The organism is Gemmatimonadaceae bacterium (assembly GCA_019752115.1).
In the GTDB taxonomy this organism is placed as follows: Bacteria; Gemmatimonadota; Gemmatimonadetes; order Gemmatimonadales; family Gemmatimonadaceae; genus Gemmatimonas.
The window spans coordinates 44,137-60,612 of record JAIEMN010000077.1; the positions used below are offsets into that span (position 1 = coordinate 44,137).

The 16,476-nt window shown below is 66.8% G+C and carries 16 protein-coding genes; 5 read left to right on the forward strand and 11 right to left on the reverse strand.

Annotated features, from left to right (window positions below; all coding sequences use genetic code 11):
• Positions 1-20 precede the first annotated feature (20 nt).
• The 6 genes from K2R93_21765 to K2R93_21790 form a co-directional block, all read right to left on the reverse strand.
• Complete coding sequence (locus K2R93_21765) at positions 21-509, reverse strand: hypothetical protein (GenBank protein MBY0492478.1); 489 nt, start codon at positions 507-509, stop codon at positions 21-23.
• A 217-nt stretch (positions 510-726) separates the two neighbouring features.
• A complete protein-coding gene (locus tag K2R93_21770) occupies positions 727-1,089 on the reverse strand; it encodes a hypothetical protein (protein ID MBY0492479.1) in 363 nt (120 codons plus the stop codon).
• 35 nt (positions 1,090-1,124) lie between these two features.
• On the reverse strand, positions 1,125-1,898 hold the full coding sequence (locus K2R93_21775) for a hypothetical protein (GenBank protein ID MBY0492480.1): 774 nt from the start codon (positions 1,896-1,898) through the stop codon (positions 1,125-1,127).
• A 118-nt stretch (positions 1,899-2,016) separates the two neighbouring features.
• The gene (locus K2R93_21780) at positions 2,017-2,445 is read right to left on the reverse strand and encodes a hypothetical protein (protein MBY0492481.1); all 429 of its coding nucleotides are present in this window, start codon (positions 2,443-2,445) and stop codon (positions 2,017-2,019) included.
• A 171-nt stretch (positions 2,446-2,616) separates the two neighbouring features.
• Positions 2,617-3,786: a VCBS repeat-containing protein gene (locus tag K2R93_21785; GenBank protein MBY0492482.1), complete on the reverse strand. Its 1,170-nt coding sequence runs from the start codon at positions 3,784-3,786 to the stop codon at positions 2,617-2,619.
• 95 nt (positions 3,787-3,881) lie between these two features.
• Positions 3,882-5,681 (reverse strand): protein kinase, encoded by a 1,800-nt coding sequence (locus tag K2R93_21790; protein MBY0492483.1) that lies wholly within the window; start codon positions 5,679-5,681, stop codon positions 3,882-3,884.
• A gap of 227 nt (positions 5,682-5,908) precedes the next feature.
• Here K2R93_21790 and K2R93_21795 point away from each other — a divergent pair, with 227 nt between their 5' ends.
• The 4 genes from K2R93_21795 to K2R93_21810 all read left to right on the forward strand — a co-directional run bounded on the left by K2R93_21795 (position 5,909) and on the right by K2R93_21810 (position 11,212).
• Positions 5,909-7,330 carry a protein kinase gene (locus tag K2R93_21795; GenBank protein MBY0492484.1) on the forward strand — a complete coding sequence of 474 codons (1,422 nt, stop codon included), beginning with the start codon at positions 5,909-5,911 and terminating at the stop codon, positions 7,328-7,330.
• Positions 7,327-9,300, forward strand: a complete 1,974-nt coding sequence (locus K2R93_21800) for a hypothetical protein (protein MBY0492485.1) — start codon at positions 7,327-7,329, stop codon at positions 9,298-9,300. The genes K2R93_21795 and K2R93_21800 overlap by 4 nt, the downstream gene beginning before the upstream one ends.
• A gap of 36 nt (positions 9,301-9,336) precedes the next feature.
• The gene (locus K2R93_21805) at positions 9,337-10,146 is read left to right on the forward strand and encodes a sterol desaturase family protein (GenBank protein ID MBY0492486.1); all 810 of its coding nucleotides are present in this window, start codon (positions 9,337-9,339) and stop codon (positions 10,144-10,146) included.
• An 85-nt stretch (positions 10,147-10,231) separates the two neighbouring features.
• The gene (locus tag K2R93_21810; protein MBY0492487.1) at positions 10,232-11,212 is read left to right on the forward strand and encodes an alpha/beta hydrolase; all 981 of its coding nucleotides are present in this window, start codon (positions 10,232-10,234) and stop codon (positions 11,210-11,212) included.
• Positions 11,213-11,261: 49 nt separating this feature from the next.
• Here the strand turns inward: K2R93_21810 and K2R93_21815 are convergent, their stop codons facing one another.
• Positions 11,262-11,858 (reverse strand): hypothetical protein, encoded by a 597-nt coding sequence (locus tag K2R93_21815; protein ID MBY0492488.1) that lies wholly within the window; start codon positions 11,856-11,858, stop codon positions 11,262-11,264.
• Positions 11,859-12,520: 662 nt separating this feature from the next.
• Positions 12,521-12,961 carry a nuclear transport factor 2 family protein gene (locus K2R93_21820; GenBank protein ID MBY0492489.1) on the reverse strand — a complete coding sequence of 147 codons (441 nt, stop codon included), beginning with the start codon at positions 12,959-12,961 and terminating at the stop codon, positions 12,521-12,523.
• Between the two features lie 645 nt (positions 12,962-13,606).
• Between K2R93_21820 and K2R93_21825 the strand changes: the two genes are divergently transcribed.
• Positions 13,607-14,863 carry an IS481 family transposase gene (locus K2R93_21825; protein MBY0492490.1) on the forward strand — a complete coding sequence of 419 codons (1,257 nt, stop codon included), beginning with the start codon at positions 13,607-13,609 and terminating at the stop codon, positions 14,861-14,863.
• A gap of 62 nt (positions 14,864-14,925) precedes the next feature.
• On the opposite strand, the gene K2R93_21830 is transcribed toward K2R93_21825, so the two are convergent.
• The 3 genes from K2R93_21830 to K2R93_21840 form a co-directional block, all read right to left on the reverse strand.
• The gene (locus K2R93_21830; GenBank protein ID MBY0492491.1) at positions 14,926-15,507 is read right to left on the reverse strand and encodes a hypothetical protein; all 582 of its coding nucleotides are present in this window, start codon (positions 15,505-15,507) and stop codon (positions 14,926-14,928) included.
• Between the two features lie 127 nt (positions 15,508-15,634).
• Complete coding sequence (locus K2R93_21835) at positions 15,635-15,886, reverse strand: BrnA antitoxin family protein (GenBank protein MBY0492492.1); 252 nt, start codon at positions 15,884-15,886, stop codon at positions 15,635-15,637.
• A 19-nt stretch (positions 15,887-15,905) separates the two neighbouring features.
• Entirely contained in the window at positions 15,906-16,223 is a 318-nt protein-coding gene (locus K2R93_21840) for a BrnT family toxin (protein MBY0492493.1), read from the reverse strand.
• Positions 16,224-16,476: the final 253 nt, after the last annotated feature.

The following is a 16,476-nucleotide window of genomic DNA, read 5'->3' on the forward strand; positions in this document are numbered from 1 at the left end:
CTAACCGAGCGAACGCCCGCTTAGGTGGCGCGGTGGATAACAGGCCGGGTCAGTGCGGCGAGCAGCAGGATCCCGGCGGCCAGACCGAGCACCCAGATGGCGCGATCCCACGCATACCAGGTCGCCGCCTGCGCCTGCAGTGCCGGGTCTACGACGTCGCGATAGCCCCCGGCGACCAGCCGGTCGAACATCGGTTCGACGAAGGTGCCCGCCGCCACACCGGCGAGGAGAAACAGCGCAAAGGCGCCGCCGAGGAGTGTTCGACGGTCCGTCCGCCAATTGGCGATGAGGGCGAGCAGAAACAGTCCGCCGGTGAGCGCCGGAACCACGTCCCAAAAGGCGCTGCTGTCGTAGTGGTAAGGCCCTTCCAGGATGGCAAAGGAGCGCGGGGGCGCGGATTGGAGGACCCGCGCGATCATCGAGACCGCGAACAACTGTGCGCCGACCTGCACCAGGCAACTCACGATCAGCGCCATCAACGTGAGGTTCGCGAGCAACCGACGTGTCATGGCGACGCATCCTCGGTGGACGGAGTGGACGGAATCAATCGCTGGTGGGTGTCACCGCACGCCAGGTGCTGTCGCGGAGCCTCAGAACAATGCGGCCGGCGAGCGCCGCGAGCCAGTCGCCATTCGTGATGCACCCCGTCGGCGGCAGCGCGCGACGTCGCGCACCACAAGCAATCGGTGAGGCACGGGACGGCCGTGCGACACCGGTCGGGCCCCATCAACGGCGGTTGCGACCTCCTCCCCTGCGGCGACGGCGTGGCGTCACCCGGACAAACGGGGGATCCGGATCAGGAGGTGCTGGCGGCGGTGTGTTGGCGCGCCATACCTGGCGCGCGACGACCACGAGAGCGGCCACCGCAACTCCGACGAGGCCCTGCAGCCAGAGCGCCCAACCGCTGCCGAGGATCGCGCCGAACAGCGCGAGCAAGACCGTGCCGAGCAGGTAGCTGATCCCCCCGCCAACTACCTCATCCACCTGCTCGAACTCGGCCTCAGATGCCTCCGTCATGGCCACGAGATTTCGTCCGAGGCGGCGCGCGGCGGCGCGGCGCATTTCATTAGCGTTCGGTTTGTGTGGCATGACCGAAGGGGGCAATGGTTCCGGCGAACGCGCCGTTATCCGGTCGTGCGCGGACGGCCGGCCAAGAGGTCCTCGAGCGCGTGGAGCCACGACGCCACCTCTGAGGTGGCCGCGGGGAGCGACTGGAAGTGCACCTCGGCGTCCTTGAGTCCGGCCATGCGGAGCATGCGCTTCTCATTCAACGCCCACTGCCCGCGCGCGCACAGACGCGCATGCGCTTCCTCGACCACGGCCTTCGCGGCTTGTCCAACCGCGCCAACCACGTTCCCCCGGGCCGCGTGCATGCGCGCGTACTCGAGACTGAAGTCGCGCGCGAACCGCCATCGCGGCAGGGCCCCGGCGACGAGCGCCGGTGGCATCGCGCCGACAACCGGGAGCTCGCCCGCGAGGACTCGGCCGGCAGCGAGTTCCGCCATGAGCACGTAGGTGGGAAGCCCAGCGAGATAGCCGAGGATCGCGTCAAGCTCATACACGCCGCGGTGCGCCTCCGCGGTCCAGTGCTCGACCACGGTGAGGTCACGGAGCATCACGTCCACCGCGAGGCCATCGACGGTGAGCCACGCGCCCCCGTTCATCAGGCGGCCCCACGAGCCGGGCGGGTGCACGTCGCCGAACGCGGCGAGCGGTGTGAGATCGAGGGCGCCGCGATAGTAGACGGTCAGGTCCCAATCGCTGGCCGCATCGACCGCCGCCGGTGAGCTCCGGGAGCCAGCGAGGACCACCGCCTGCGCCCCCGCCGCCGCCGCCAATGCGCGTGCGACCCGGGCAACGCCGTCCGGCAGACCACTGCAATCGATCGCGAGCGACACGGAAGGGGGAGACGGAAGAGGAGAGGAAATCGAGAAGGACGCGATCACGGTGTGGAACCGCAGAACGCCACGTGCTGCCGCGCGCGCCCGCCCAACACCGCGGCGCCTGCCGGCGCGCTCATCGCAGCGACCGCCACAGCAGCCAGGGAACGCCGAGGAGCGCGCCGTACACCGCGATCAGGAACACCGCACCGGTGCTCCACGGCGCCACCTCGCTCCACGCGTGTCGAAACGAGAAGCCATATGCGAGCACCGCGCCCAGGTAGAACCCGGCGACGACCGCGGCGCCGAACGTCCGACCGCGACGCGGCGCGAGGCGCACTGAACCCAGCGGCGCCGCGGCCGTCCGTTGCCACTGAGGCACGAGCGCGGCCAGCAGTGCCGCCAACAGGAACGTCTGCCCCCATGCGGTCGCGATCAGGGAGCCGCTGGTGCCGCCGATCAGTAGCCAGAACGACCAGGCTGCCTCTATCAGGAGCACCGCCACACCGAAGCGTAAACGCCCGGGAAGTCGAGCGTCGCGTTGCGCCACGGGAACATCCGTCATTACGCACTCCGATTGAATTGCCTACCGCCAACTTCGGCCGCGGGGTCTCACAACAATGCAGCGGTTCCGCGCAGCGGGCCAGCCTCCCCCACGTGTCAGCCCCGTTGGTAGACGCGACCCGCACGACGCGACCGTTGCCTCAACACAGCCCCCCGCGCCAAGGCGCGCGCGTTACGGCCGGTTCTCATACCAGGTGAGTCGCGCCTGCTCGAGGCACACCACGTCGGCGCGCCGGTCGGCGTTCAGGTCCGCCACAGCGCAACCTGCGGCCGCCATGCGACTGTCGTCGAGCGTCATGCGCGTCCACGTGTCAGCCTTGGCATTCGTGAGGCGGTAGAGATAGGCACTCTTGCGCCCCTGCCGCTCGCCGGCCACGAGTTCGTCGGTGCCATCGCCGTCGAAGTCGCCGAGCACCAGCGTGTGGCCGTCAACGAGCGTGGAGTCGATGACGTGGCGCGTCCAGGCGCCGTTGGCCTCGCGATAGACCACCACCTGGTTCCCGTGCCACGGCTCGATGGTCGCGAGGAACCGCGCGCGCCCGGCGCGACCAACCACAATCTCGCTCGCCCCGCTCTTGGGCCACGCGCTCGGGTCGCCCGGAACGAGCCGTTCGCGTACCCACCTGCCCTGCTCGCGGTGGAAGCGGTGTACCCCTTCGAAACCCGCGCTCAGCACCGACTCGTACGACTCGCCCGGCCATCGCGCCACCAGCATGCCGTGAATGACGCCGTGAAGCTCCTCGGTGATCACCTCGCGCGTCCACGCGCCGGGTCGGTACGCCAGCACCGGCACCGTGCCGCGATAGTCCGGCGCGACCGACTGGGCGCCAATGAGCGGAACGTTCACGAGCACCGGTTGTGCGTCGCCATCGACCTGCACGAAGCGGAGGCGGTGCGACGTCGGCACGCGGTCAATCTCGCGTCGGCTCCAGGGGCCCGCCGGATCGCCCACGTGCGTGAGCAGCGTGAGCGATCCCGCGCTCTCCGCGTAGCGGGTCGAGAAGCCGTGCGCGAGCGCGATCTCGGGGATGCCGTCGCCGTCGAGGTCGGCGACCGCCGCGTTGATGGGATCTTCGCCACGGGCGACGATGACGTGCCGCTGCCAGCGGGGGCTCTCGTACCACGCGAGCTCCTCGCTCAGGGCGAGGAGATCGGGGCGCCCGTCGTGGTTGATGTCGGCGACGACCACCTGGTAGCCGTCGACCACGGACGAGTCCACCGGGTGGGCGGTGAAGCGAATCGGGACGGGGCCGACGCTGGCCCCCGGGCGCGCCGGGACGTCGCTCGCGGCGGCCGCGCCCATGGTGCAGACCGCAGCGCTGATCAGGAAGCGTGTTCGCATCACGTCGAATTGAGCATTGGCGGACAGCGGTGCAAGAGCGACCGCGGTGGTGGCGGCGCCGCTGCGCGTCGCCCCGACCCTATACGCCGAATCACCTAGGCCCCACGCAACAGCTGCACGAACTGGTCGAGGTGGCGAAGGACGATCTCCGGGCGTTCGAGGTCGAAGTGCCCCGCCCCCGGCTCGATCGTGAGGGAGCCGGGCTGGTAGCTCGCGCCGAACGGCGAACCCGTGCCCGTCGGTTGCAGCTGCCGGACGAGCCCGCGGTACGTGGCGTTGTCCTCGAAGACGCACCGGATCCGGCTCCCACGCTCGGCGAGGGCGCGGTACCAGCGGACGAACGGGACGAGCGCCCCCTCCTCGGCGAACGGCGAGGCGATGCCGTGCGCGAAGTTGCGCAGGATCGCCGGATCCGCGCGGAACCGCCGCACGAGGCGCACGAGGTATTCGTTCACATCGAGCCAGTCCTGCAGCTGCTCCTGTCGGCCGGTGACGCGCAGCAGGAAGGGGAGGAGCCCATCCTCCCGCGCGTTTCCCAACTGCGCGAGGACGCTGCTCAGGAAGGCCGTCTCGGTCGCGAGATTCCCGCCGATCGCAAGCACGCCGTCGATCCGCGCGGCCACGCGTTCGCGCGGCGCCGCGGCGAGCCGCATCACGAGGTCGGCGCCGGTGGAAAAGCCCACGACGACGATGCGCGTCGCGCCGCTCGTCGTCGCAACCGACTCCAGCAACGCCCCCAGCAGGACGAGGTGGTCGTCAATCGGGAGCGCGATGCGGTAGCGACGATCCGGATCGAAGCCGAAGAGCTCCGGGCTGATGGCGCGGAACGGCGTCTGCTGCAGGACATCCACCCCGTCGGTCGCGTCGATCCCCCAGCGCGGCAGGTAGCAGATGAGGGTGTCGGAGATCCTCCCGTTGTCGAGATAGCGGATCGCATCACCCGGCATGCGCGGATCGAATCCATCCGTCATGCGAACGAGGACCTCCTCGTCGAGGCGGAACGCCCGCATCATCGGAACCGGGGCGCCTTCGCGCCACGAGTCGCCCGTCCCCTTCGCCAAGAAGGTGTCGAGCTGGCGCAGGAGCTCGGTCGCGTCCTGCCAGCGATCGGCGGGTCTCTTCTCAAGACAGCGCGCGAGCATCGCGGCGACCGACTCCGGGACACTCGGGCGTACGGCGTGCACGGGCTCGATCGCGTGCGTGAAGTGCGCCGCCACCTGTTGCTGGGGCGACAGCGCGGCGAACGGGTGGGCCCCGGCGAGCATCTCGTACCAGAGCATACCCAGCGCGTACAGATCGGTTCGATGATCGACGCGGGGATCACCGGCGGCCTGTTCGGGCGACATGTACGCAGTAGTCCCGACGGCCATGCCGGTCGACGTCAGGCGCGTCTCGTCCGGCGATGGCGCTGAGGGGCGCGCAATCCCGAAGTCGGCAAGCAGCGGTTCGTCGCCCGCGAGCAGCACATTCTCGGGCTTGAGGTCGCGATGCACGACGCCGTGCGCGTGCGCATACGTGAGGGCGCGCAGGAGGCCACGCACGATCCGCAGGGCATCCGCGATCGGGAGTTCTCCCTCCCGTTGCATGCGGGCGCGCAGCGACTCGCCGGGCACGTACGGCATCACGTAGTACAGCATCCCGTCTGCCTCCCCGGAGTCGAGGACGGCGACGATGTTCGGGTGGGCGAGCGGCGCGGCGATGGCGATCTCGCGCTGAAAGCGCTCGCGGCCGAGAGCGAGTGCGACGTCCGGACGCAGCACCTTGATCGCGACCGCGCGCTGGTGTCGCACGTCCTGCGCGAGATACACGGTCGCCATTCCCCCGGCGCCGAGTTCGCGCTCGAGGCGGAACGTCCCGGCGAGGGCGTTGGTGAGGCGACTCAGCCATTCCTGCATGCGGGACGTTGGTCCCGTCGCTCACCGCGTGTCAAGCCGTTGGGTTCGCGAACCTGTCCCGCGAGCCCGTTCGTTACCCCGTCGCGTCTCTACCGCGGTTCAACGCGCCGTCCATCGACGTGAGTTCAGCCGTATGAGACAGCGGCATGACGCCGGCTGCTGCTGCGGGTGGTGGCGGCGCCCGGCGACCCTGTCCGAGTCCCTCGCCGTGCCGTATCGTTCACGCCGTGAGCACCCCGCCTGCCGACCTCGTCCGCGCGATCGCGGACCGCTACACCATTCTCCGCGAGATCGGGGTCGGCGGGATGGCCACCGTGTTCCTGGCCGAGGACCGCAAGCACCACCGCAACGTCGCGCTCAAGGTGCTCAAGCCGGAGCTGGCCGCGGCCCTCGGTGCGGATCGCTTTCCACGCGAGATCCGCACGGTCGCCCAGTTCAACCACCCGCACATCCTCTCGCTGTACGACTCGGGCGAGGTGCACGGGTTCCTGTTCTACGTCATGCCCTTCGTGGAGGGGGAGTCGCTGCGGGACCGGCTCGATCGCGACGGCCAGCTGCCGATCGGGGACGTCATCCGCATCATGCACGAAGTGGCCGACGCGCTCGCGTACTCGCACGCGCGCGGCGTGATCCACCGGGACATCAAGCCCGCCAACGTGCTGCTGTCCGGGCGCCACGCGATTGTCACCGATTTCGGGGTCGCCAAGGCCGTCACCGCGTCCGGGACGGACGCGGCCACCACCACGGGCATGGCGGTGGGCACGCCGCAGTACATGGCCCCCGAACAGGCCATGGGCGAAGCGGACGTGGACGCGCGCGCCGACATCTACGCGCTCGGGCTGCTGGCCTACGAGATGCTCGCCGGTCGCCCCACGTTCGAGGCCCCCACGGCGCAGGCCATGCTCGCCGCGCACGTCATGGAGACGCCGGCGGACATCCGCACGGTGCGCCCCGGCACGCCGGCCATCCTCGGTGACGCCGTCATGCGCTGCCTGGCCAAGCACCGCACCGATCGCTGGGCCAGCGCCGAGGCGTTGCTGGCGAGACTCGAAGAAATTCCCAATGCGCCGAGTGGGGGCATGACCCCGGCGCAGACCGCGCCGCACAAGGCGACGGTGGCACGGCCCGCGGGGGCGCGCAGACCGTGGCTGGCGGTCGCCGCGGCGGTGCTGGTGCTTGGTGGTGCCGCCGGTGCGTTGCTGCTGAATCGATCCAACGGGAGTGCCGGTTCCGCCCCGCGCATCGCAAAACTGGGCGTGATGCCCATCGAAGACATCTCCGGGAAGGACTCCGTGTTCGTCGCCGCGATGCACGACGCGCTCACCAGCGCGCTCACGCGCGCCAACGTGACGGGGGTGGCATCCCGCTCGGCGATGATGCGCTACAACAAGAGCAGTAAGAGCACCGAGGAAATCGCCAAGGAACTGGCGCTCGGCGGCATCGTCGAGACGACAGTGTTTCGTGCGGGAGACGTCATGCGCATCAACGTGCAGCTCAGTGACCCGGTGAGCACGCGCGTGCTCTGGTCGGACAGCTACGAACGCAACGTCAGCAACGTGCTTGCGGCGCAGAGCGAAGTCGTGGCCCTGGTGGCCAGCGGCATCGGCAGTGCCCTGAGTGGAACACCGGCATCGGGAGAACGGAAATGAAGCGCTGGGCCCTCACCTCATTGCTCGGGCTGGCCGTCGCGGTGACCGCGTGCACCAAGAGCGAGACCGCATCCTCCGCCGCAACGCCCGTTGTGGTGGCGCTCTCGCCCGACAGCGCCCGACATGCGTATCCCGCATTCTCGCCGGATGGCCGCCAGGTCGCCTACTGGGCGCCGGCGGGCGACTCCACGACGGACCAGATGCTCTGGGTCGCCAATGCCGACCTGAGCAATCCGAAGTCGCTCGGCATTCGCGGCGGCGCCAATTCGCCCGTCTGGAGCCCCGATGGTTCGCGGATCGCGGCGGCATCGAACCAGTTCAGTGCCATGGACGTGGTCGCCGTCACGCTCGCCACCAGCCAGTTGGATCGCCTGACCCGTGATGCGGGAATCGAGTTACCGATCGGGTGGACTCACGACGGGCGGGCGCTGGCCTTCCTGCGGTCATCTGCCGATGGATCGTTACGCACCGACCTGCTCTCGATCGCCGACGGGACGACGCGCCCGCTGCTGCCCGGTGAGCAGCGGCCGTACAATGCCATACCGTCCCCGGTGGGGCCGCAGATCCTGGTCAGTATCGGAGACGGCTCGAAGTACACGCTGTGGGTCATGGACAGTCTCGGTGCCACGCCTCGGCAGCTCACCACCGAGGGGTTCGAGTTGGCGGTGACAGCACCGTGGTCGCCCGATGGCAAATCCGTGTTGTACGAGTCGCGGCGCACCGGGACGGCGGACCTGTGGATCGCTCCGATCGACGGTGCCGCACCGCGCCAGCTCACGCACAACGTGCGCAACGACTTCGGTGGCGCGTGGTCACCCGATGGGGCGTGGGTGGCGTTCCTCTCCGATCGTGGGCGACAAACCGACGTGTGGGTGGTGGCCGCCGCCGGCGGTGAAGAGCACCGCGTCACCAACAGCCGGGACGAGGAGACGAACTCCCTCGTGTGGCGCCCCGGTTCGTTACGGGTGGCGTTCAACGTCGCGAGCGAGCGGAACGGCCTCTGGGCAATGGATGTCGCCACGGGTGGCGAACACCGACTCACGCCCGACTCAGTGCGGCTCAGTGATTTCTGGGTCGCCCCCGATGGGAAAACGGCGTCCGTCATCGTCAACCGCGGCGGTGGATCGCGTGAGCTTGGGGTCCTTCCGGTCACCGGTGGCGCCATCCGCACGCTCGTGTCCGGTGAGTACGACATCTCCCGTCCGCTCTTCTCCTCCGACGGGCAGTCGCTCGTCTACACGTCGGATCGTGGCGGAAGTCGGGACGTCTGGATCGTGGACGTGGGGGGCGGCGCTCCGCGCCAGCTTACGAATTGGCCCGGTGCTGAAGACGCGTCGATCTGGAGTGCCGACGGCACCGAGGTGCTCTTCAAGGCCGACCGCGACAGTCGCCTGGGGGATCTCTGGCGGGTGCCGCGCGCTGGCGGTACCCCGGTCCGGGTGACCAATGACGGCGCGATCATCGATCTGTTCGCGCGCGCCGGCTATCCGGGCCAGTATGCCATGCTGCTCAACCCGAAGGGCGGGCAGTTCGGAGTCGTGGGTGTCCGGGATGACGGCACCCTGCAGGAGATCTGGAGCCGCTCCAATACCTTCAGCTATCGACCGCTGTCGGCAGATTCCATGCTCGCGATGGTGGAGCAGCCTGGAGGAACCCACCGGGGCATGCTGCTGTCGACGACCGGCGGCGGTGGGCGCATGCTTCTCCCTGCCAATGCCGACCTCGGGTGGCCGACCATGGACGCGAAGCAGGTCACGTTTCGACTCCCCGACCAGGGCGCCAACGATCTCTACCTGCTCACGATCGCCGACGGATCGATTCGCCGGCTCACGCACACACCTGAAAACGAACTCGGTGGCGAGTTCACGCCGGACGGCAAGACGGTCGTCTATCTGCGATATCAGACCACGCAGCGCATTGTCACGACGGACCTCGCGGCGCTGCTGAAGGGAGCCGCCGCGTCGCGATAGCTGGACTTGGCCGGCGTTGCGGCACAGCTTCGAGCCATGAATTCTTTCGCGCAGTTCTTTGCGACCATGTCGTCGGGGCAGAAGCTCGGCTGGGCGTTCGCCTGCCTGACAATCTTCTGGGCGCTCGAGGGCGCCGTCCCGCTCGTGCGCTTCCCGTACTCGAAGTGGAAGCACGCCCGCGTCAATTTGTTCTTCCTGACCACGTCCATGCTGATCAATGGGCTGTTCACGGCCGCGATGGCCGGCGCGTACGTGTGGTCGGACGCGCACGGCTTCGGGTTGCTCCACCTGGTGGCGTGGCCCATGTGGGTGGAACTCGTGATCGCGGTGCTGGCGCTCGATTTCGTGGCGCAGTGGTTCGCCCACTACCTGCTGCACCACGTGAAGTGGATGTGGCGGCTTCACCTCGTCCACCACAGCGATACGCACGTCGATGCCACCACGGGCACTCGGCACCACCCGCTCGACTACGTCATTCGGGAGCTGTTTTCCGCCGCCACCGTGCTGGTGTTTGGCATCCCGTTGGCGTTCTACGTCTTCTATCGCGTGGTGACGATCTTCTTCACGTATCTGACGCACGCCAACATCAACGTGCCGGCGTGGATCGATCGCCCCCTGAGCTGGGTCTTCGTGACCCCCAACATGCACAAGTTCCATCACCACATGGAACTGCCCTGGACGGACACCAACTTCGGCAACGTGTTCTCGTTCTGGGACCGCCTCCTCGGCACCATGGTCAATGGCGACCCGCGAGCCGTGCGCTACGGTGTGGACACGCTCGAAGGCTCCCCCGATGAAAGCATCGTATACCAGCTGAAGGTGCCGATGCACGGGCGCCGGATGTGACGCCGGTGCCGGGGACGGCCGCCAACGCCCCGCCGCCCTATCGAAATACCTGTCCCGGACGCGCCCGCTCAAGGAGATGAGACCCGTGAAGCCACTGGTGCTTGCTGCCGCTCTGGTGATCGCCGGTGGCTCCCCCGTCGATCCGTCACCACACCAGATGCGCCTCATAACCGTTGCGCCGTCGGTGCAGCTCGAGGTGCTGGACTGGGGCGGTACCGGCCCTACGCTCGTGTTTCTGTCGGGGTTGGGCAACAGTGCCCACATCTTTGACGATTTCGCTCTGCGCTTCCGCGATCGCTTTCACGTCGTGGCCGTCACGCGGCGCGGCTTCGGCCGGTCGACGAACACGACGGGTGGCTACGATGCCGCGACACGCGCTCGCGATATCGTCACGGTGCTCGACAGCCTTGGCGCACGCCGTGCCGTGTTGGCGGGGCATTCGATCGCCGGAGATGAACTGAGCACGCTTGCGGCAACGGCACCGGAGCGACTGCACGCGCTGATCTACCTGGATGCCTATGACTACGGCCCGGCGCGCGTGAAGGAGCTCGCGAGCATGCCGTCGCAAGAGGCACTGACGCCACAGCCGTCCGCCGCGGACTCCGCCTCGCCCGCGGCGTTCGCCCGGTACATGACACGACTGAAGAACATCGGTGGCCCCGTGCCGGTTGGCGAACTATCCACGCTGATGCGCTTTCGGGCCGACGGTCGGCTCGAGGGTGAGGTCGCGACCGACGCCGTAGGCAAGGTCATTCTTGGGACGGCCGTCATCGATTTCACCAAGGTGCGCGTGCCCGTACTGGGCATCTTCAACGTGTTGCCACCCGATCGGCCGGAGGTACTGATCGACGGGTACTGGTCGCTGCCCCCCACACTGCGCGCGCTCGCCGACTCCACCTATCGCATCGGCTATCGGGTGACCACCACGGGGCGCGAGCGATTCCGCACCGGAATTCCCGGTGCCACGATCGTCGCGTTGACCAACGCCACGCACTACGTCTTCCTGAGCGCGGGCGATCGCGTCGAGCAGGAGATGCGCGCGTTCCTCGCTCGGGTACAGCCGTAGCGCGCAGACGGGCCGGACGACGCGGTGTGTGGCGCCCCGAAGTGGTCGCCTACCTGTGCAGGCGCTCTCCGAGCACCGCGCGCAAGCGGGATCGCGTATAGCGCTGCAAGAGAATCGGATAGACGTTCACCAGCACGTTTCCCACACTCAAGTACAACGCCCAGCCGAACCATCCCACCTTGAGGGCGTACGCGGCAGATACGGCTCCCAAGGCCAACAGGACCAGATGTCCTCGCTCGCTTTGCTCCGTACGCACGAGGAACGCTTCCGCGGAGCGCCGCCCCCGGATGACTCGGAAGTGTGGATTGGCGCGACGCTCCCACCGATTGGCGAAATCGCCATTCGGCGCAAAGCGCCGAAAGAGCAGAACCCCGAGCCGGCGGTAGATCCGCCCGGTGCGTTCAAACTCGCGCAGTTCGAAGTAGCCGCGTGGCAGCAGCCACCACATCGCGATGCACGCGGCGACGAGTACCGAGAACCACGCGTCCGGGAGTAGATCGCCGGCGGGATACGCGAATGGCCGCAGTGGCCCCCAGATGTAGAGCCAAAACATCAGGAGCGGACCAAGCCAGCCGCCAGCCATGCTGGAGAACGGCACAAGGTTCAGGCCGTTGGTCGGCCGATCGTGGCGCCTTCCCTGAGGCATGTGTCCTCACTGGAGACTGATCGTGGGCTCACGCAAAGATCTTCCGCGGGGCCCGATAACAATGCGACAGATGAACGCCGTGAGCCAGTCGCCCTCCTGGATTCGCCTCGTCGGCCGCAGCGATCCATTCGGCTGAGTCCGGCTCGGTTCACGCCACCGACGGCCGATCACGGTGGACACGCGTCTGGCTCGAGCAAGTCCCCTTCGGCGACTCGATAGACGAGACACAGGACGCGCGATTCGCGTCCTGTGACTGCGCCGCTTCCGCGTATGAGCAGCGCCGTACCATCCGTGGTCCACGCGTACCGATGCGAGATTCCAGACCATGGATCCGCCTCGCGAATCGTGATGACCGGGATGGAATCACGTTGCGCGACGCGAATTACGACCACCCGCCGCTCGTGTTCGCCCGTGGAATCGCTCCGAGCGAACAGCTGGCCGTCGGGCGAGCGGGCGATACCGAATGAGACGAACGCAGAATCCGGTGGCGCGGACGACAGATAGGTCAGTGCCGCGGCGTCCATGCGCGGCGTGAGATCGCGGCGCCCGGCGCACGCGAGTACGGCAAGCGCGGCGAGCAGGACCCCTCCGCGCGGGGTCGCACATTGCGACAGACGTGGACTCGATCTCACGGCATTCTCCTTCGAATCGCTGTCCCACCGTCAAGCTGCCGGGGGGGCACCCGCATCGGGGACGGCGGCCACGTGCCCCCCGACGACCCGCCACGGTCTGTCGTGTTCGCGCGCCCACACGCGCGTATAGCGAAAGCGACCGCGCACCGTCGAGCCCGCGACTTCCACCGCCAGTCGTGTGGAGAGGGCGCAAATCGCGACGTTCGGCCCGACGCGTCGAATGCGAAGTTCTTCTGGATCGTGGCCGAGGAACCGCACCTGCCCTGACGCATGCGCGGCGAGATCCTGGGCCTTCGTCCCGACGACGCCATCGGGCCCGGTGAACAACAGATCGTCCGCCAGCAGCGCATCCAAGCCACTAACATCAGCGGCCAGCTGGGCACGTCGCAGCGCGGCTTCGAGCGCGACGATTTCGGGGTCGGCAGGGCCTAGGAGCACCGCATCGAGCGAGACGTCAGGAGCAGGGAACATGACTATCACCGAGGAATACCGAACGCCGCAGGAATGCCTGCGCCGCGCAGCTGCCACCGAACGCAAAGCTCCGCCGCAGGGCCTCATAACAATGCGACAGTCGAGCGTCGCGAGCCAGTCGCTCTCCACAAACAGCCCCGTCGGCAGCAGCGACCCGTTCGGTGCCGTAGCTACTCGCCGCGCGAGAGAGGCTGCCTCAGCTGAACGGCCACCATGAGTCCAGCCAGATAGATGAGCACGAGTGTTGCCGTTAGCCGATCGGGTTGAGGCCGCTCGAGCAGCAGGTGCGGGCCGAACAAACCGATACAGATCAGCAACGCCATCCACGACCCTAGCACTCGCTTTCCGCAGTGCCGACACTTCTTGCTCTTGACCGGCCCGAGAGAAAATCGCTGCCACAGCGTTAACGCCTGCTCGCCACAGTGCGGACAGATGCCTGAACTCATATTCCTTTCATTGTAGGTCCAACAAGGTTACCCGTTCTTCGCATCCTTGCACAGCAGCCGGACAAGGAGCCTCAGCAATTATCAGCGCCGCACCGAACGCCAAGTTCGGCTGCGGTGCCTCCTAACAGTGCGACAGGCGAACGCAGTGAGACGGTCGCGCTCCTCAATCAGCCCCGTCGGCAGCAGCGACCCGTTAGGCATGGACAGGGTACAGTACAGGGACATGGTTCACACTTGTCCGGGGACATGGTTAACACTTTCCGAATCCCTTTTCGGAGTGATGACGATGCCTTGGCTGGAGACCAATCCCATGTTCGAGCGACATCACTTCGCGCAGGACCTCGCCAGCGGCCTGTGGACCATGACGGAACTGTGCGCCCGGTACGGGATCAGTCGCAACACCGGGTACAAATGGCGCGAGCGCTTCCTGGCCGCTGGCGTGGCGGGACTGAGTGAACACAGCCGTGCCCCGCTGAGCTCGCCCAGCGAGACGTCGGCCGACACCGTCGCGCTGATCCTCGCGGAGCACGCCCGATATGGATGGGGTGCTCGAAAGATCTTGAAGCGACTGCAGACCAAGGACCCGACCGCCGAGTGGCCGGCACGGAGCACGATCTTCGACATCTTGGCGAGAAACGGGTGTGTTCGACGCCGCCGCTCGCGCACGCATTGGAAGCACCCGGGTGCCGCGCCGTTGCAGACGTCGGCGCCCAATCAAGTGTGGACCATCGACTTCAAAGGACAGTTTCGGACCCGTGATGGCATCTATTGCTATCCGTTGACCATCGTCGATCACTTCAGTCGCTATGTGCTGTGTTGCCAGAGCTTTCCGGACGTGAAAGCGGACGGCGTGCGCCGCCAGCTGCGACAGCTCTTCCGTCGATTTGGACTCCCGGATGCAATCCGCAGTGACAACGGGGCACCGTTCGCTTCGAATGGCATTCACGGATTGAATCGCCTCAACGCGTGGTGGCTGCAACTCGGGATCGTGCATCAACGGATAACGCCAGCAAGTCCGCAAGAGAACGGCGCCCATGAACGCATGCATCGAGTACTGAAGGCGCAAGCCGCGAAGCCCGCGGCCGCGAATGCCAATCTGCAACAGCGGGTGTTCAATGCGTTCGTGCAGACGTACAACGAGATCAGGCCGCATGAAGCCCTCAACGACGAGACGCCGGCCTCGCGCTGGCATCCCTCGACCCGCCCCTTTCCCAGGCGCGTCACCCCGCCCACATATCCCGGCCACTTCGAAGTACGGCGCGTCAGCAGCGCCGGCACCTTCCGCTTGCACAACGGCCAACAGTTCCTCAGTCAGGCGCTCAACGACGAAATGATCGGCCTGGAAGAGATCGACGATGGCATTTGGAACGTGCTCTACTACCAAACCCTGCTCGGTCGATTCGACGAGCGCACACGCACCATTACCGGCGCGCCGTCACTCAAGAAAGACTGTTAACCATGTCCCCGGACAAAGTGTCACCTATCTTCCCGGCTGTTCAGACGTCGCCTATACCGCTGTTATCGGAGCACCGCACGCAAGCGACTTCGCGTATATCGCTGCAAAAGAATGGGATAGACGTTCACCAGCACGTTTCCAACACTCAGATACACCGCCCACCCAAACCACCCGACCTTGACGGCGTAAGCGGCCGAGACGGCTCCCAGGGCCAGGAGGACCAGATGTCCTCGCTCGCTTTGCTCCGTACGCACAAGGAACTCCGCCGCCGAGCGGCGCCCCCGGATGACTCGGAAGTGTGGATTGGCGCGGCGCTCCCACTGATTCGCGAAATCGCCATGCGGAGCGAATCGCCGGAAGATCGGAACCCCCAGCCGGCGGTAGATCTGCCCGGTGCGTTCAAACTCACGCAGCTCGAAGTAGCCGCGCGGTAGCAGCCACCACAGCGCAATGCACGCCGCAACGATCACACCGAACCACGCGTCGGGGAGCAGATCGCCGGCCGGATACGCGTACGGCCGTAACGGCCCCCAGACGTAGAGCCAAAACAGCAGGAGCGGACCAAGCCACCCGCCAGCCATGCTGGAGAAGGGCACCCAATTGAGGCCGTTGGTCGGCGGATCTTGGCGACTTACCTGAGGCATGCGTTCTCCCACGAGACTGGTGGTGGCCTAACGCAAAGCTCTGCCGCGGGGCCTCCTAACAATGTGGCAGGCCCGCGCAGCGGGCCAGCCACCAACAGTGAGCAGCCCCGTCGGCAGCAGCGACCCGTTATGTCGCTCGCTTGGACTTTCGTGGACGCTCGCGCTGCGCCATCTCGTCGACGTAACTCCGGAGCACCGCATTGATCCGGGACTGATAGCGCGGCCCGGCCTTTCGGAAGAACGCGACCACGTCCGTATCGAGCCGGATCGAGATGGCCTCTTTAGTTACCGGCGTGACGACACGCGCGCCCTGCCAGAAATCCTCAGGCAGATTGCGCAACTCCGGCGGCGAGGTCGCCTCGATCTCCGCATCGGTCATGCGCCGCAGGCGCGCGAGATCAGCGCGACCCTTCGTCGGGTGTTTGGATAGCTTTGAGGCTTTCGGCATAGCGACGGCGCTCCTTTCGATGGCTCACACGGGCAGAAATCAGACGCCGAACGAGGTGCCCATCCGCATCGATGCGATCGGTGAACACAACCGTGAGCGGAATGCCCTCCGCGAGACCGAGGGCAATGACGCGCCGTTCCCCGTAGTCCCGGCGGAGATCATCGTACTCGACGTACGTCCCCTCGAAAATCTGGCAGGCGAACGCGAAGTCAAAGCCGCGCTGTTGCCAGTTGCGAGCGCTCTTGGCGGGATCCCACTCGAACGTCATTGCCAAACCTACACTTGTATATACACCTGGTCAAGATGGTGGTTCCACCGATATAACGCCAAGTTCTGCCGCGGGGACTCATAAGAATGCGACAGGTGGGCGCAACGAGCCAGTCACCATCTGCCCCAGCCCCGTCGGCAGCAGCGATTCGTTATGCCGCCCGGCTTTGGACGGTGTGAAGCGCCCCGGGTTTGATGGAGGCTCCCCGCTTTGAGAGATTGGGAGCATGGCACGAGACAAAGGGATTGGTCGG

Excerpts from the sequence above, each read along its gene's own strand:
- K2R93_21825 (MBY0492490.1), top strand. The coding sequence starts at position 13,607 with ATGGACAGGGTACAGTACAGGGACATGGTTCACACTTGTCCGGGGACA.
- K2R93_21805 (MBY0492486.1), top strand. The coding sequence starts at position 9,337 with ATGAATTCTTTCGCGCAGTTCTTTGCGACCATGTCGTCGGGGCAGAAG.
- K2R93_21770 (MBY0492479.1), bottom strand. The coding sequence starts at position 1,089 with ATGCCACACAAACCGAACGCTAATGAAATGCGCCGCGCCGCCGCGCGC.
- K2R93_21835 (MBY0492492.1), bottom strand. The coding sequence starts at position 15,886 with ATGACCGATGCGGAGATCGAGGCGACCTCGCCGCCGGAGTTGCGCAAT.
- K2R93_21780 (MBY0492481.1), bottom strand. The coding sequence starts at position 2,445 with ATGACGGATGTTCCCGTGGCGCAACGCGACGCTCGACTTCCCGGGCGT.
- K2R93_21840 (MBY0492493.1), bottom strand. The coding sequence starts at position 16,223 with ATGACGTTCGAGTGGGATCCCGCCAAGAGCGCTCGCAACTGGCAACAG.
- K2R93_21800 (MBY0492485.1), top strand. The coding sequence starts at position 7,327 with ATGAAGCGCTGGGCCCTCACCTCATTGCTCGGGCTGGCCGTCGCGGTG.
- K2R93_21765 (MBY0492478.1), bottom strand. The coding sequence starts at position 509 with ATGACACGTCGGTTGCTCGCGAACCTCACGTTGATGGCGCTGATCGTG.
- K2R93_21830 (MBY0492491.1), bottom strand. The coding sequence starts at position 15,507 with ATGCCTCAGGTAAGTCGCCAAGATCCGCCGACCAACGGCCTCAATTGG.
- K2R93_21785 (MBY0492482.1), bottom strand. The coding sequence starts at position 3,786 with ATGCGAACACGCTTCCTGATCAGCGCTGCGGTCTGCACCATGGGCGCG.
- K2R93_21815 (MBY0492488.1), bottom strand. The coding sequence starts at position 11,858 with ATGCCTCAGGGAAGGCGCCACGATCGGCCGACCAACGGCCTGAACCTT.
- K2R93_21790 (MBY0492483.1), bottom strand. The coding sequence starts at position 5,681 with ATGCAGGAATGGCTGAGTCGCCTCACCAACGCCCTCGCCGGGACGTTC.
- K2R93_21820 (MBY0492489.1), bottom strand. The coding sequence starts at position 12,961 with ATGTTCCCTGCTCCTGACGTCTCGCTCGATGCGGTGCTCCTAGGCCCT.